The 14,888-nt window shown below is 62.1% G+C and carries 14 protein-coding genes; 12 read left to right on the top strand and 2 right to left on the bottom strand.

Features of this window, described 5'->3' with window-relative positions; all coding sequences use genetic code 11:
* Positions 1-5 precede the first annotated feature (5 nt).
* The 10 genes from FS767_RS05330 (at position 6) to FS767_RS23400 (ending at position 11,223) form a co-directional block, all read left to right on the top strand.
* Complete coding sequence (locus FS767_RS05330) at positions 6-446, top strand: NUDIX hydrolase (protein WP_144964478.1); 441 nt, start codon at positions 6-8, stop codon at positions 444-446.
* Positions 447-504: 58 nt separating this feature from the next.
* The gene (gene mnmA, locus FS767_RS05325) at positions 505-1,629 is read left to right on the top strand and encodes a tRNA 2-thiouridine(34) synthase MnmA (RefSeq protein ID WP_144964477.1); all 1,125 of its coding nucleotides are present in this window, start codon (positions 505-507) and stop codon (positions 1,627-1,629) included.
* Entirely contained in the window at positions 1,626-2,252 is a 627-nt protein-coding gene (gene hflD, locus FS767_RS05320) for a high frequency lysogenization protein HflD (protein ID WP_027916192.1), read from the top strand. Before mnmA ends, hflD begins: the two co-directional genes overlap by 4 nt.
* Positions 2,253-2,525: 273 nt before the next feature.
* The gene (gene purB / locus FS767_RS05315; protein ID WP_144964476.1) at positions 2,526-3,896 is read left to right on the top strand and encodes an adenylosuccinate lyase; all 1,371 of its coding nucleotides are present in this window, start codon (positions 2,526-2,528) and stop codon (positions 3,894-3,896) included.
* Positions 3,897-3,977: 81 nt separating this feature from the next.
* The gene (locus FS767_RS05310) at positions 3,978-5,144 is read left to right on the top strand and encodes a cupin domain-containing protein (protein ID WP_144964475.1); all 1,167 of its coding nucleotides are present in this window, start codon (positions 3,978-3,980) and stop codon (positions 5,142-5,144) included.
* Positions 5,137-5,571: a GNAT family N-acetyltransferase gene (locus tag FS767_RS05305; RefSeq protein WP_058603472.1), complete on the top strand. Its 435-nt coding sequence runs from the start codon at positions 5,137-5,139 to the stop codon at positions 5,569-5,571. The genes FS767_RS05310 and FS767_RS05305 overlap by 8 nt, the downstream gene beginning before the upstream one ends.
* Before the next feature lie 300 nt (positions 5,572-5,871).
* On the top strand, positions 5,872-7,842 hold the full coding sequence (locus FS767_RS05300) for a DNA topoisomerase III (RefSeq protein WP_144964474.1): 1,971 nt from the start codon (positions 5,872-5,874) through the stop codon (positions 7,840-7,842).
* A gap of 81 nt (positions 7,843-7,923) precedes the next feature.
* The gene (locus FS767_RS05295) at positions 7,924-9,297 is read left to right on the top strand and encodes a glutamine synthetase family protein (protein WP_144964473.1); all 1,374 of its coding nucleotides are present in this window, start codon (positions 7,924-7,926) and stop codon (positions 9,295-9,297) included.
* A 133-nt stretch (positions 9,298-9,430) separates the two neighbouring features.
* Complete coding sequence (locus FS767_RS05290; protein ID WP_144964472.1) at positions 9,431-10,210, top strand: TSUP family transporter; 780 nt, start codon at positions 9,431-9,433, stop codon at positions 10,208-10,210.
* 239 nt (positions 10,211-10,449) lie between these two features.
* On the top strand, positions 10,450-11,223 hold the full coding sequence (locus FS767_RS23400) for an RHS repeat-associated core domain-containing protein (RefSeq protein ID WP_144964471.1): 774 nt from the start codon (positions 10,450-10,452) through the stop codon (positions 11,221-11,223).
* Here FS767_RS23400 and nudC read toward each other — a convergent pair.
* Together nudC and FS767_RS05275 are read right to left on the bottom strand one after the other, a co-directional pair.
* A complete protein-coding gene (gene nudC, locus FS767_RS05280) occupies positions 11,220-12,050 on the bottom strand; it encodes an NAD(+) diphosphatase (RefSeq protein WP_144964470.1) in 831 nt (276 codons plus the stop codon). The genes FS767_RS23400 and nudC overlap by 4 nt on opposite strands.
* 35 nt (positions 12,051-12,085) lie before the next feature.
* Positions 12,086-12,898, bottom strand: a complete 813-nt coding sequence (locus tag FS767_RS05275) for a crotonase/enoyl-CoA hydratase family protein (protein WP_144964469.1) — start codon at positions 12,896-12,898, stop codon at positions 12,086-12,088.
* A 184-nt stretch (positions 12,899-13,082) separates the two neighbouring features.
* Between FS767_RS05275 and FS767_RS05270 the strand changes: the two genes are divergently transcribed.
* Together FS767_RS05270 and FS767_RS05265 are read left to right on the top strand one after the other, a co-directional pair.
* Positions 13,083-13,643: a lipocalin family protein gene (locus tag FS767_RS05270; RefSeq protein WP_058603477.1), complete on the top strand. Its 561-nt coding sequence runs from the start codon at positions 13,083-13,085 to the stop codon at positions 13,641-13,643.
* A 30-nt stretch (positions 13,644-13,673) separates the two neighbouring features.
* Entirely contained in the window at positions 13,674-14,633 is a 960-nt protein-coding gene (locus FS767_RS05265; protein ID WP_144964468.1) for an MBL fold metallo-hydrolase, read from the top strand.
* Positions 14,634-14,888 lie beyond the last annotated feature (255 nt).

Here is a 14,888-nt window from a genome sequence, read left to right as displayed (position 1 = left end):
ATTGCATGACCTGGCACCCCCATATCACCGTCGCCACCGTTGTCGAAGACCACGGCAGGTTTCTGTTTGTCGAAGAGTTCAAGGCCGGGAAACATGTTTACAACCAGCCTGCCGGTCACCTGGAACCCAATGAAACCCTGGCCCAGGCGGCGCTGCGTGAAACCCTGGAAGAAACGGCCTGGGAGGTCGAGCTGACCGGACTGGTTGGCATCTACCTGTATACGGCCCCGAGCAACGGCGTGACCTACCAGCGCATCTGCTTTGCCGCCCGCCCGGTCCGTCATCGGGTCGACAGCCCCCTGGACAGCGATATCGAGCGCGCCTTGTGGCTGACGCGTGACGAGCTGCTCGCCGACCCCGCGCGCTGGCGCAGTGAACTGGTGCCACGCTGCCTTGACGACTACCTGCAAGGCCCGCTGCATAGCCTCGACCTGCTGCGCGACTGACGCGCCGCTGCGGGTTTGGTAGTATCGGCGTTTTTCCTCTTGATCTACATCGGTAACCATGACCAGCCCAGCACTCAAAGACCCCGCCAAGACCCGCGTCATCGTCGGCATGTCCGGCGGCGTGGACTCTTCCGTCTCCGCCCTTCTGCTCATGGAGCAGGGCTACCAGGTGGAAGGGCTGTTCATGAAGAACTGGGAAGAGGACGACGGCACCGAATACTGCACGGCCCGTGAAGACTTGGCGGATGCCCAGGCTGTTTGCGACCGCATCGGCATCACCCTGCACACCGCCAATTTCGCGGCCGAGTACTGGGACAACGTCTTCGAGCACTTCCTTGAGGAATACAAGGCCGGCCGCACCCCGAACCCCGACATCCTCTGCAACCGTGAGATCAAGTTCAAGGCATTCCTGGACTACGCCCTGTCCCTGGGCGCCGACCTGATCGCCACCGGTCACTATGTGCGCCGCCGCGACACGGGCGAGCTGACCCAACTGCTCAAAGGCCTGGACCCGAACAAGGACCAGAGCTATTTCCTGCATGCCGTGGGCGGCAAGGAAATCGCCCGCACCTTGTTCCCGGTGGGTGAGTTGGAAAAACCCGAGGTGCGCGCCATTGCCGAGAAACACGGCCTGGCCACAGCCAAGAAGAAAGACTCCACCGGCATCTGCTTCATCGGTGAGCGGCGTTTCAGCGACTTCCTCAAGCAATACCTGCCGGCTCAACCCGGCGACATCGAAACCACCGACGGTGAAGTGATCGGTCGCCATCATGGCCTCATGTACCACACCATTGGCCAGCGCCAGGGCTTGGGCATCGGCGGCCTGAAGGATGCCGGGGACGAGCCTTGGTATGTACTGCACAAGGACCTGACCCGCAATGTGCTCGTGGTCGGCCAAGGCAATGAACACCCTTGGTTGTTCTCCCGCGCCCTGCTGGCTTCCGAAATTTTCTGGGTAAACCCGGTCGACCTCGACAGCCCACGCCAGCTCACTGCCAAGGTTCGCTACCGACAACACGACCAGCAGTGCACCCTTCACCGCACGGCCACTGGTTATCGGGCCGTGTTCGAAGAGCCGCAGCGCGCCGTTACGCCTGGCCAGTCGGTGGTGTTCTATGACGGCGAGGTTTGCCTGGGCGGCGGTGTGATCGAAGCAGCCGAGCCTTGGAGCCCACGCTCGTGAACCGCGTGCAGGAACAATTGATCGCGCTGGGTGGCGTGTTCCAGGCAGCCGTGCTGGTGGACCGCATCGCCCGCACCGGGCAGGCCAGCGAAGCCGATATCGGCTGCATGCTGGGCAGCCTGCTGGTGCGCGACCCCAAGGATACGCTGGAGGTATTCGGTGGCGACGACCTGAACCTGCGCGACGGTTACCGCGCGCTGGTCGGGGCGCTGGAGCGCGACCCCAGCAGTCTGCAGCGCGAGCCTTTGCGTTATGCCTTGTCAATGCTGGGCCTGGAGCGGCAGTTGAACAAGCGCGGCGACCTGCTCGAGACCATCGGCAACCGCCTGCCGCAGATCCAGTCCCAGGCCGATCACTTCGGCCTGGTGCACGAGAACGTCATCGCTTCAAGCGGCGCGCTGTACCAGGACACCTTGAGCACCTTGCGTCAGCGCATCCAGGTGCACGGCGACATGCGCTTCCTGCAACAGCCCAACAACGCCTCCAAGATCCGTGCGTTGCTCCTGGCCGGTATCCGCGCTGCACGGCTATGGCGCCAGCTGGGCGGGCACCGCTGGCAATTGGTGTTCAGCCGGCGCAAATTGCTCAACGAGCTTTACGACATGATGCGCACAGCGCCCTGAAACCGGCGCGCAAACGCTCTGATGCGCAGACGCAAACGCTCCTGGCTGACCACACGCCTTATAGGGGGGCCTTGTGCCCCGATGGGCTGCACGGCAGCCCCAGCGCGCGCTGATAGCGATGAATTTATGCCGGCGTCCCCGCTACCGAATCGGTGCAGCGCCCGCTCAGCAAACCGAGCAGATTCAAGCAACCTTTGGTCAGCCCCCCGACTCCAGCGCATTTTTCATGTATGATATGCGCCCTCCAAAAGCCTGACTGTCCGAGAACACCCCATGCAGCTTTCTTCGCTCACTGCGGTTTCCCCTGTAGACGGCCGTTACGCCGGCAAAACCCAGGCCTTGCGCCCCATCTTCAGCGAATTCGGCCTGATCCGTTTCCGCGCCCTGGTCGAAGTGCGCTGGTTGCAGCGCCTGGCCGCCCACCCGCAGATCAGCGAAGTGCCGGCGTTCTCCGCCGAAGCCAACGCGCTGCTGGACAACCTGGCCACCGATTTCAAGCTCGAGCACGCCGAGCGAGTCAAGGAAATCGAGCGCACCACCAACCACGACGTCAAGGCGATCGAATACCTCCTCAAGGAGCAGGCCGCCCAGCTGCCTGAGCTGGCCAAGGTCAGCGAATTCATCCACTTCGCCTGCACCAGCGAGGACATCAACAACCTGTCCTACGCCCTGATGCTGCGCGCCGGCCGTGACGAGGTGCTGTTGCCGCTGATGCGCCAGATCGCCGACGCCATTCGCGCCCTGGCCCATGCCCACGCCGACGTGCCGATGCTCTCGCGCACCCATGGCCAGCCTGCCTCCCCGACGACCCTCGGCAAGGAGCTGGCTAACGTCGTGTACCGCCTGGAACGTCAGATCGCCCAGGTCGCTGCCGTGCCGCTGCTGGGCAAGATCAACGGCGCCGTGGGCAACTACAACGCCCACCTGTCGGCCTACTCGCAGATTGACTGGGAGCAGAACGCCCGCGCCTTCATCGAAGACGAGCTGGGCTTGCAGTTCAACCCCTACACAACCCAGATCGAGCCGCACGACTACATCGCCGAGCTGTTCGACGCCATCGCGCGCTTCAACACCATCCTCATCGATTTCGATCGGGACGTGTGGGGCTACATTTCGCTGGGCTACTTCAAGCAGAAGACCGTTGCCGGCGAAATCGGCTCTTCGACCATGCCGCACAAGGTCAACCCCATCGACTTCGAAAACTCCGAAGGCAACCTGGGCATCGCCAACGCCCTGTTCCAGCACCTGGCCAGCAAGCTGCCGGTTTCGCGCTGGCAGCGTGACCTGACCGACTCCACCGTGCTGCGCAACCTGGGCGTGGGCTTTGCCCATAGCGTCATCGCGTATGAAGCCAGCCTCAAAGGCATCGGCAAGCTCGAAGTGAACCATGCCCGCATCGCTGCCGACCTGGATGCCTGCTGGGAAGTGCTGGCCGAGCCGATCCAAACCGTCATGCGTCGCTTCAACATCGAGAACCCCTACGAGAAGCTCAAGGAGCTGACCCGCGGTAAAGGCATCACGCCAGACGCCCTGCTCAGCTTCATCGATGGGCTGGACATGCCCGCCGAAGCCAAGGCCGAACTCAAGCAACTCACCCCCGCTACCTACATCGGTAACGCGGCAGCGCAGGCAAAACGCGTCTAACGCGCGCTCTGCGCCCAACGCCCGGCCTGGCCGGGCGTTTTTATTCCCGTCTGAAAATTACGTTTTTTCAATAGGTTGAAGATGAATCCTGATACTCCACTGCAGCTGCTGGGCGGCATTACGGCCCGTGAATTCATGCGCGACTACTGGCAGAAAAAGCCGCTGCTGGTGCGCCAGGCATTCCCCGATTTCATCAGCCCGATCGATCCGGACGAGCTGGCTGGCCTGGCGCTGGAGGATGAAGTCGAGTCCCGTATCGTGCTCGAGCACGGCGCGCACCCGTGGGAGATGCGCCGCGGCCCGTTCAACGAGGACACGTTTGCCGAGCTGCCAGAACAGGACTGGACGCTGCTGGTACAAGCCGTAGACCAGTTCGTGCCGGAAGTGGCAGAGCTGCTGGAGAACTTCCGCTTCCTGCCCAGCTGGCGCATCGACGACGTCATGATCAGCTTCGCAGCCCCCGGCGGCAGCGTTGGTCCGCACTTCGACAACTACGACGTGTTCCTGCTGCAAGGCCATGGGCAACGCAACTGGAAGATCGGGCAGATGTGCGACAGTGACAGCGCCCTGCTCGAGCACAGCGACCTGCGCATCCTGGCCGATTTCGAGCAAAGCGGCGAGTGGACCCTGGAGCCTGGCGACATGCTGTACCTGCCGCCGCGCCTGGCTCACTACGGGGTTGCCGTGGACGATTGCCTGACCTACTCGGTCGGTTTCCGCGCACCGAGCGCCGCCGAGGTGCTCACCCACTTCACCGACTTCCTCGGCCAGTTCCTGCCGGACGAAGAGCGCTACAGCGACGCCGATGCACAGCCGGTCAGCGACCCTCACCAGATCCAGCATGATGCCCTGGACCGCCTCAAGGCCCTGCTGGACAAGCACATGGGGGACAAGGATTTGCTGTTGACCTGGTTTGGCCAGTTCATGACCGAGCCGCGTTACCCCGAGCAGATCGTTGGCGAAGAATTGTCCGAGCAGGAGCTGCTCAACGCCTTGCAGCAGGGCGCCATCCTGATTCGCAACCCGAGCGCTCGCATGGCCTGGTCCGAGTTCGAGAGCGACTTGTTGCTGTTCGCCAGCGGACGTAGCTGCCCACTCCCTGGAAAGCTGCGCGACCTGCTCAAGCTGGTATGCGTTGCCGACGCCCTGCATATCGAGAACCTCGGCCAGTGGTTGCAGGATGAAGATGCAGTGATGCTGATCCAGCAGTTGGTCAAGCAAGGCAGCCTGGGTTTTGCCGATGAATAAGATTCGGGTGCGCCTGGCCGACTGGGTCAAGGACAACGCCGACATTCGCCGCATCCGTGAGGCGGTGTTCGTCGCCGAGCAGCACATACCGGTCGAACTGGAGTTCGACTCCGAAGACCAGGATGCCTTGCATTTCCTGGCTCTGGAGGGCGACTACCCGATCGGCACCGCGCGCTTGCTCGCCGATGGCACCATCGGCCGAATCTCGGTGCTCAAGGATTGGCGCGGCTTGAAAGTGGGCGACGCGCTGGTCAATGCCGTCATCACCGAAGCGCAAGGCCGTGACCTCAAGCCGCAGCGGCTGAGCGCGCAGGTGCACGCCACACCGTTCTACGAGCGGCTGGGCTTCAAAGTGGTCAGCGAGGAGTTTCTTGAAGCCGGCATCCCTCACGTAGACATGGTGCGCGAGTCGCACTTGCCTTCGTGAAACGTGCCAGGCCTGCGTGCGTCTGAACCACGGCGTGGTGGGGCGACTGCCGCTCTTGTCCATACAGGAGCGGCTCGAGCTCACGTGCGCACTCGCGCCGGTCAGAAGCTGGCATGCCGGCCGCACGCTTACCGGTAGCCGTATCCGATCCCGCTGATATCGCGCCAATCCTGTGCCGGCTTTTATCGGCCGGCACATCCGGATACGCCTTGCACTGTACATCCATCCACATAAAACTTGCCTACTTCGTTGCGCACCCGCATCCTAGCGCTCATATCCATCGATGAAGCGTCAGTGGCCATGCGGCTGTTTCTGTGTGAAAAACCCTCCCAGGCAAAAGACATCGCCAAAGTGCTCGGCGCCAATCGCAAAGGCGATGGGTGTTGGCAAGGCACCGACGTGTGCGTGACCTGGTGCATTGGCCATCTGCTGGAAACGGCCCCACCCGACAGCTATGACGAGCGCTACAAGCGCTGGACCCTGGCCGACCTGCCGATCATCCCGCAACAGTGGAAGATGCTGGTCAAGCCCAAGACCGCCAGCCAGTACAAGGCGGTCAAGCGTTTGTTGGGCGAAGCCCGCGAGTTGGTCATTGCAACCGATGCCGACCGCGAAGGCGAAATGATTGCCCGCGAGTTGGTCGAACACTGTCGCTACCGTGGCCCGGTACAACGCCTCTGGTTGTCCGCGCTCGATGATGCGTCGATTCGCAAGGCGCTGGCCCGCCTGCTGCCGGGTCAGGAAACCTTCAACCTTTACCACTCGGCGCTGGGCCGTTCACGTGCCGACTGGCTGATCGGGATGAACATGAGCCGGCTGTTCACGCTGCTTGGGCGTCAGTCCGGCTACCAGGGCGTACTCCCGGTGGGTCGCGTGCAAACGCCGACCCTGCGCCTGGTAGTGGACCGAGACCGCAGCATCGCACAGTTCGTACCCGTGCCCTTCTGGGCCATCGATGTCCGTCTAAGCCACGCCAACCAGGCGTTCATGGCCCAGTGGCGGGCGCCGGAGGACGCCTGCGACGACCAGGGGCGCTGCCTGAACCAGGCATTGGCGCAGCAAGCGGCCGCCGCCATCGAGCAGGCCGGTGTTGCCCAGGCCGTGAAAGTCACTACGGAACGTATGCGCGAAGCCGCACCCCTGCCCTTTGACCTCGGTACCCTGCAAGAGCTGTGCTCGAAAAAGTTCGGCCTGGGCGCTCAGGAAACCCTGGATATCGCCCAGGCGCTCTACGAGACCCACAAGCTGATCACCTACCCGCGCAGCGACTGCGGTTACCTGCCGCTGAGCCAGCACGGGGAAGCGCCGGCCATTCTGGCGGCGCTGCAGCGGGCCGATGCCAGCCTGGCCCCCTTGCAACCTCATCTTGAGCCCCAGCGCCGTTCACGTGCCTGGAACGATACCAAGGTCAGTGCCCACCACGGCATCATACCGACGGTCGCCGCCAGCGACCCAGGGCGCCTGCCAGCCAAGCACAAGTCGGTGTACACCCTGATCCGCGCGCGTTACCTGGCACAGTTTCTACCCCACCATGAATACGACCGCACCCAGGCAGACTTCGACTGCGCAAACCACGCCTTGCGCGCCGTGGGTAAGCAGATCGTCGAGCCAGGCTGGCGTCGCGCCCTGCCAGAAGCGTTGACGCCAGCCAAGGGCCGCGAAGCCGCCCCGCCCCAGGTAATCCCAACGTTGCGCGAAGGCCAAGCCTGCGCGGTCCAGGATGTCCAGCTCAAAGACCTGTGGACCCAACCACCCAAGCCCTTCACTGAAGGCGACCTGATAAAGGCCATGAAGAACGTGGCCAAGCTGGTGGACGACCCTCGGCTTAAGCAGAAGCTCAAGGAAACCACTGGGATCGGTACCGAGGCCACCCGTGCCAGCATCATCCAGGGCCTGCTGGACCGAGGTTACCTGGTCAAAAGTGGCAAGGCGCTGGCAGCAACGCCTGCCGCTTTCAGCCTGATCGACGCCGTACCCCGCGCCATCGCCGACCCCGGCACCACTGCCATCTGGGAGCAGGCACTGGACATGGTGCAAAGCGGCGACATGAGCCTGGAAGAATTCGTGGCCCGGCAATCGGCCTGGATGGGCAAGCTGGTAGAACGTTGCCGCGGCCTGCGCATGACCATTACTGGGCCGGCGGCGGGCGCTGCCCCGCCCTGGAAGAAAAAGCGCAGAAGCAGCGGTAAGGCCCGATCAACGTCAGGCAAGGCAGCAGGCCCCAAAAGTGGCGCAAGTAAAGCCAGGCAACCGAGGAAGAAGCCCACATGAACCTGTGGGTGCAGGCCATAGCGGGCGGATTGGGCGGCATCTGCTAGATTTCCCTGGACCTGTTTCACTGTGGAGTTGCCCATGAGCCTGGACTCGGAACGCACGCCTGCGCAAACGAGCTTCCCGAATGTACTTGCTGAAGTTCGCACCTTTCGTGCCCGGTATCCCGACGTGCGCCATGTCGACCTGATCAGCCTCGACATCCCAGGCCATTTCTATGGCAAGCGCTACCCGATCGACATGCTTGAGAAGGTCGCCGCCGGTAGCCCGCTCAAACTGCCCCAGAACGCGGTGCTGCTCGGCACCCAGGGTGGCCTGTTCCAGATCGGCGACTATTGCTTCAACGACGGCGACCCTGACGCCCTGCGCCGGCTGGTGCCCGGCACATTGAAGCCCGTCACATGGGAAGCGCAGCCCTTGGGGCAGATGCTGATCAGCAGCGACGCAACGCCAGCGCCCATCGCGTTCGAGCCTCGTGAGGTGCTGGCGCGTGTTCTGCAACGCCTGGCACGCCGCGGGATTCATCCGGTCGTGGCGTTCGAGCTGGAGTTCTATCTGTTCGACCGCGCGCTCAAAGCGGGCCTGCCGCAGTTTCCTCGCGACCCGCTGAGCGCCGATGAGGACGACCAGCCCAACTTGCACATCGAGCGCTTGAGCCGCTTCGCAGACGTACTGCATGACATGGTTGCCACAGCCAACGTGCAGGGCGTGGATGCCAACGTCATCACCGCCGAGCTGGGGCCAGGCCAGTTCGAGATCAATTTCGGACACTGCACCAACGGGCTGCAAGCGGCGGACTGGGCGGCGTTGTTCAGCCGTAGTACGCGCGGTGTAGCACGCAAGCACGGCCACCGCGCCTCGTTCATGAGCAAACCCTACCTGCATGCGCCCGGCAGTGGCATGCATGTGCATGTCAGCCTGTATGACGAGGGAGGCAACAACCTGCTGGCCGCCGATGGTCAGCGTCCGCTGCGCCATGCAGTAGCCGGATGCCTGTCTCTGCTGCCCCATTGCATGCCAATCTTCGCCGCCAACCACAATGCATTTCGCCGTTACGGCGCCATGGTCAACGCCGCCAGCCGGGCCAGCTGGGGGTACGAAGACCGCGATGCCTGTATTCGCATCCCCGAATCCGATGCCCGCAACTTGCGCATCGAACATCGTCTGGCCGGCGCCGATGCCAACCCCTACCTGGTGCTGGCCGCCATCCTGTGCGGCCTGGAGCAGGGCCTTGACGCCGCGCAGGAGCCCATCGCACCGTTGAACGACGACCGCACCAGCGGCATCGACTTTCCCAAGGACATGCTCAGCGCAGTGGCGGCCATGCAGCACGCGCCTGCGGTGATCGAAGGCTTGGGGGCCGAATTCGTCAGGGTGTACTGCGAAAACAAGCGCCAGGACCACCTGGCGTTCATGCATGAGATCAGTGCTCGCGAGTACCGCTGGTTCCTGTGATCACGACCGTATCGTGCTGGCGCGGGTACCTCGATCAACACCCGCGTTGGCACTTGCACGGTGGGGGTATTAACATGTCCCGCTTATCGCGCGGCGTTTTGTCGCATACCCTCACATTGCCTGCCAGATTCCCATGCCTTTCGAACTTACCGTAGAACCTTTGACCCTGCTCATCCTGGCAGTGGTCGCTTTCGTCGCCGGTTTCATCGATGCCATCGCTGGCGGCGGCGGCCTGCTGACCACGCCCGCCCTGCTGACAGCGGGCATGCCGCCTCACCTGGTACTGGGCACCAACAAGCTCAGCTCTACGTTCGGCTCGGCCACGGCCGGCCTGACGTACTACAGGCGTAAGCTTTTTCACCCGGTGCAGTGGCGTCGTGCCCTGTTCGGCACCTTGGCCGGGGCCCTGCTAGGGGCGGTCGTTGCGCACTACATGCCCGCCGAATGGTTGAACAAGATGCTGCCGGTGATCGTGTTCGCCTGCGGCCTGTACCTGTTGTTCGGCGGCACGCCAAAGGCGCCACTGGACGCCGATGCCCCGATTCGCAAGAAGTGGCAGCTGCCGCAAGGCCTGACCCTGGGTTTCTATGACGGCGTGGCTGGGCCGGGTACAGGTGCGTTCTGGACGGTCAGTACCCTGCTGCTCTATCCCATCGACCTGGTTCGCGCCAGTGGCGTGGCCCGCAGCATGAACTTCGTCAGCAACATCGCAGCCCTGACGGTGTTCGTGATTTCCGGGCAGGTGGACTACATCGTCGGCCTGTGCATGGGCCTGTCGGTCATGGTCGGCGCCTTCTTCGGCGCCAGAACGGCAATCAGCGGCGGCAGCAAGTTCATCCGCCCTGTGTTCATCACCGTGGTGCTGGCCCTGACCGTGCGCCTGGCCTGGCAGCACTGGTTTGGCCAGGTGTGACGGCGCTAAGCTTGTGTGAAAAGCCTTGACGCTCGGTGATGCTGCATTGAAAAAAGCCTTGGCTGACCTTCATCTCAAGACCTTTCACACAGACTTCAAGGTCCTATCAATGAGCTTTGAGTTTCAATAGTCAATTGTGTGGAGGACTGCGAGCACAGCGCTACTGCCATTTTTACTAGTTTCCAAATCGCTCCGGCCTAGCTGATAGTCATGAAACACACTCACCCTGGTCGGTAAACATGCCTAACTCACATGATCGCTCAAGCTATACGTGCTATGGGTTTTGCGCTGCGGGCGCGTCACGGCCGTTAACTCTTGGTTTTACCGGGCATTGGCTAGACGCTGTGACGCGCTGGTACCACTTGGGTAACGGCTACCGCGTGTATAATCCGAAGCTGATGCGGTTCTATACGACGGATAATTTAAGTCCTTTTTTATCCGGCGGGATCAATACGTATTCTTATTGTGGCGGAGATCCGATCAACAATATTGATCCTTCAGGACACTGGCCTTGGCCCTGGCGTAAAGTCGAACCGAAATATTCTTTGACGAAGATTAAACGCACAGATGCTGATGCGGTCACCAAAGCCTACAGTGGGTGGTACCACCATCCAGAAGCAAATGGATGGGATGCTGAAATGGCCATCAAGCTTCCCAAAAGAATTGAAAAAATGACCCACTATTCAAGACAGTTAGAGCTGGCAAGTAACGCTGAATCTGACGTTCCAGAAGCCTATGCAGCCCATAAGCTGAAAAGCGTGAGTAAAAAAATAGCTCAAAGCCGAGATCGCTTGAGCCGGCTCAAACGCGAATTACCAATCCATGCTAGGGAAGTAGCAGAGAGCATGGTCGGCCGCCCACCAGATCCGCCGCAATACAGTGAAATAGGCAACGATGCTGTAGTACCTCATGACGTTGCTGCGGCAGCGGCAAATTATTACATTCGCATGGCCCTGTCCTTGCATGATGCTCCACCTGTCTATCGTAAGGGCAGCCAAAATTCGAGTACCTAGCTCGGCAAGACAGGCTTTTGTCTCCCCAGGCGACGCGCGACATAAAGATCAATCAGGTAACGGGCAATCGACCGCCCCGCCGGCAGCGGCGGCAGGTCGTGCACATTGAACCAGCGGGCGTCCTCGATTTCATCCGGCTGCATGACGATGTCGCCACTGGCGTATTCGGCATGAAAGCCCAGCATCATCGAGTGTGGGAAGGGCCAGCACTGGCTACCCACGTACTGTATGTTCTGGACCTCCAGCGCCACCTCTTCGCGCACCTCGCGCACCAGGCAGTCTTCGGCCGACTCGCCGGGTTCGGCGAAGCCTGCCAGGGTGCTGTACACACCTGCCACGAAACGCGGCGAGCGCGCCAACAGGATCTCGTCGCCCCGTGTAATCAACACGATCATGCTGGGCGAGATGCGCGGGTAGCTGCGCAGGTCGCACGCGCTGCAGTGCATGGCGCGCTCCCAGCGGATTTGTGACATGGGCTGGCCGCAACTGCCGCAGAACCGATGTTCGCGCGCCCATGTGCCGACCTGCGCGGCATAACCCAGGACCGTGTAGGTCTCGGCATCCCCTTCGAGCATGAACGTGCGCAGGCCGCGCCAGCTGCAACCGGCTATTGGGCCGGCCTTGGCGAGCTCAAGTAGAAACACCGGCTGGCCGTCGAAGTGGCCGATGCCGTGCTCGCACAGCACATCCAGCCCCTGGCGCTTGAGCCAGTCGCGCTGGAACAACGCGCCCTCTTCTCCAACCAGAAAACCCTCCGGGCTGTGGGCCACGGCCAGTCCGGCGGGCGTTTGCGGGTCGAGTACTGCGGTCGTCCAGCGTGCTGACATAAGGGCATTCCTGTGAGGTGCGCCCGTCGACTCTGTCAGTCGGCGAACGACGGTTTGTGTTTGTTCATGTGTGCAGCCATGGCCAGGCGCATGTCTTCGGACTGCAACATCGCCGCATTCCAGGTGGCGATGTACTCGAGGCCGTCGTCGATGCGGTGATCACGCATGTAGCTGAGCATGTGCTTGGTACCCGCCACGGCGATCGGTGATTTGGCGGCGATGTCCCGGGCAATGGCGAACACACCTTCGAGCAAGGTGGCCTGGTCATCGTAGACCCGGTTCACCAGGCCGATGCGCAGCGCCTCTTCGGCTTCGACGGTGCGTCCCGTGTAGGCCAGTTCCCGCATGATGCCGTCGTTGATGATGCGTGGCAAACGCTGCAGTGTGCCGACGTCCGCGGCCATGCCCATGTCGATTTCCTTGATGGAGAACTGCGCGTCACGGCTGCAATAGCGCATGTCGCAGGCTGACAGCAGGTCGATGGCCCCGCCGATGCAGTAGCCCTGCACCGCTGCCAGCACGGGCTTGCGGCAGCGGTCGACGGCGTTGAACGAGGCTTGCAGGCTCAGGATGGTCTTGCGCAACGTCCGGGCGTTGCGCGAAGGGTCCTTGCCCATCTGCCCCGCGACCGAGGCCAGCATGGCCAGGTCGATACCGGCCGAGAAATGTTTTCCAGCGCCGCTGATGATTACGGCCCGTACCGCGTCGGTGTCATCCACCCACTGGAAGATCTCGATGATTTCCTCCCAGAACGCGGCATTCATGGCGTTGAGTTTTTCCGGGCGGTTGATCTGAACGTGGGCAATGTTCTCGTTCAGCTCGACCTTGAACGCGCTGTACTGGGTCACGGGCGACACTCCTGTGGGCTCTGGCAATGACAGCGATGGTAGCGCAGCCCGGTTGCCGTGCGTCTGCCAAAAGCGGGACTGCCGGAACGGGCGGACGGTGGAGGCCTGGCAACGAACGCGCGTACAACTTTTGCTCAAGGCAGGCATCGAATCTGTGTAAGCACTCACTCTCAGGAGAAACACAATGGCGATACGCAAGGCATTGATGCTTTCCTGCATGGCCCTTGCCCTGGTTGGCTGCGCCGGCAATGATCACCCTGCCCCACCGCGCACGCAGCAGGTGGACCTGCAACGCTACCAGGGCACCTGGTACGAGCTGGCAAGGTTGCCGATGTTCTTCCAGCGCAACTGTGTGCAATCAGAAGCCCACTACGCCCTGCGCACCGATGGCCGAATCGATGTGACCAACCGCTGCAGGGAGAAAGACGGCCAGTGGAACGAGGCCAAGGGTATCGCCGAAGCTCAGCAGCCGGGCAGCACCGACAAGCTCTGGGTACGCTTCGACAACTGGTTCAGCCGCCTGGCGCCTGACCTGACCAAGGGTGAGTACTGGGTGCTCTATCACGACAAGGACTACCGCGTAGCGCTGGTCGGCCATCCTAACCGCGAGTACCTGTGGTTGCTGTCCCGCACCCCGGCCATTCCGGACAAGACCCGTGACCAACTGCTGGACATTGCCCGCGAGCAAGGCTATGACACCAGCAAACTGGTCTGGCGCCAGGCTGACAGCACAGGCGTCGAATAAGACTTTGATGGCGCATGACAAGGAGTAGACATGGACCTGCTGTTTCTGGGCACCAGCGCCGGTGCCCCGACCAAGGCCCGCAACGTCAGCGCAACGGCGCTGCTGGAGGCGACGGGTAAACGCTGGTACTTGATCGATTGCGGTGAGGGCACTCAGCATCGTCTGCTGCACACACCGCTGTCGACCCAGGACCTGGGCGGCATTTTCATCACCCATGTACATGGCGACCACTGCCTGGGTTTGCCCGGCCTGCTGGCCAGTGCAAGCATGAACGGGCGGCGCCAACCGTTGGATGTGGTGTTGCCCCGGGCCTTGCACGATTGGGTGCGCGTCAGCTTGGCGGTTACCGACAGTCATCTGTCCTTCGATCTGCGGCTGTTGCCCGTCGAAGAGTTCAGTGGCTGGCACAACGCGGCCGTAACGGTGAGCACCGTCACTTTGTCGCACCGCGTGCCTAGCGTGGGCTACCTCTTCGAGGAGCGCTGCCCCGAGCCACGGCTGGACAGCAGGCGCCTTGACGCCGAAGGCGTGCCTCGTGGGCCGCTGTGGGGGGCGCTGGCAAAAGGCCTGGCAGTGAATCACCAAGGTCGTGAGCTGCAAGCGGCGCACTACCTTCAGCCGGGTCGAGCTGCCCGCCGCATCATAATCTGCGGCGACAACGACACGCCCGAACTGCTGGCCGAGGCAGCGGCAGGTGCCGATGTGCTGGTGCATGAGGCGACCTTTACGCAACCTGCGGTGGAGCGATCCGGCGTGACGTATGGCCATAGTACTGCGGCGGCAGTGGCTCGGTTTGCCGAAGCGGCCGGAGTGCGTAACCTGGTGCTGACGCACTTCAGTGCGCGCTACCAGGCCGACAATCGGCGCAGCCCATCGATTGATGACATCAGGCAGGAGGCTGCCCTGCATTATGCCGGCAACCTCACATTGGCCGCGGACCTTCAGCGGTATCACTTGGGGCGCGAGGGTGTTTTGTTGCCAGTCGATTGAGCGGCCTGCATGTGCCCGGGTGGTATTGGTATGGGTATGAGCCGCCTTGGACTTCCTGGGTGAATTATAGATCGTGGGGTCCGCTGCGCGGCCCATCGCGGCCGGTCCGGCGCTCCGGCTAGGCCGCTCCACAATGGATCTGCGTAGTCCTCACATTTCTGCAAGCACCGCTACCCGTTGTGGGAGATTCTATGGTTCTCAGCAAGCCAGTTTCCCCTTTCTGGTGACATATTCGTCCTGATTTCTCATCAGGGC

Source organism: Pseudomonas sp. DE0010, from assembly GCF_007680745.1.
GTDB classification, from domain to species: domain Bacteria; phylum Pseudomonadota; class Gammaproteobacteria; order Pseudomonadales; family Pseudomonadaceae; genus Aquipseudomonas; species Aquipseudomonas parafulva_B.
Note: the sequence above shows the minus strand (reverse complement) of the source record. Positions and strands in the feature narration are given on the sequence as shown.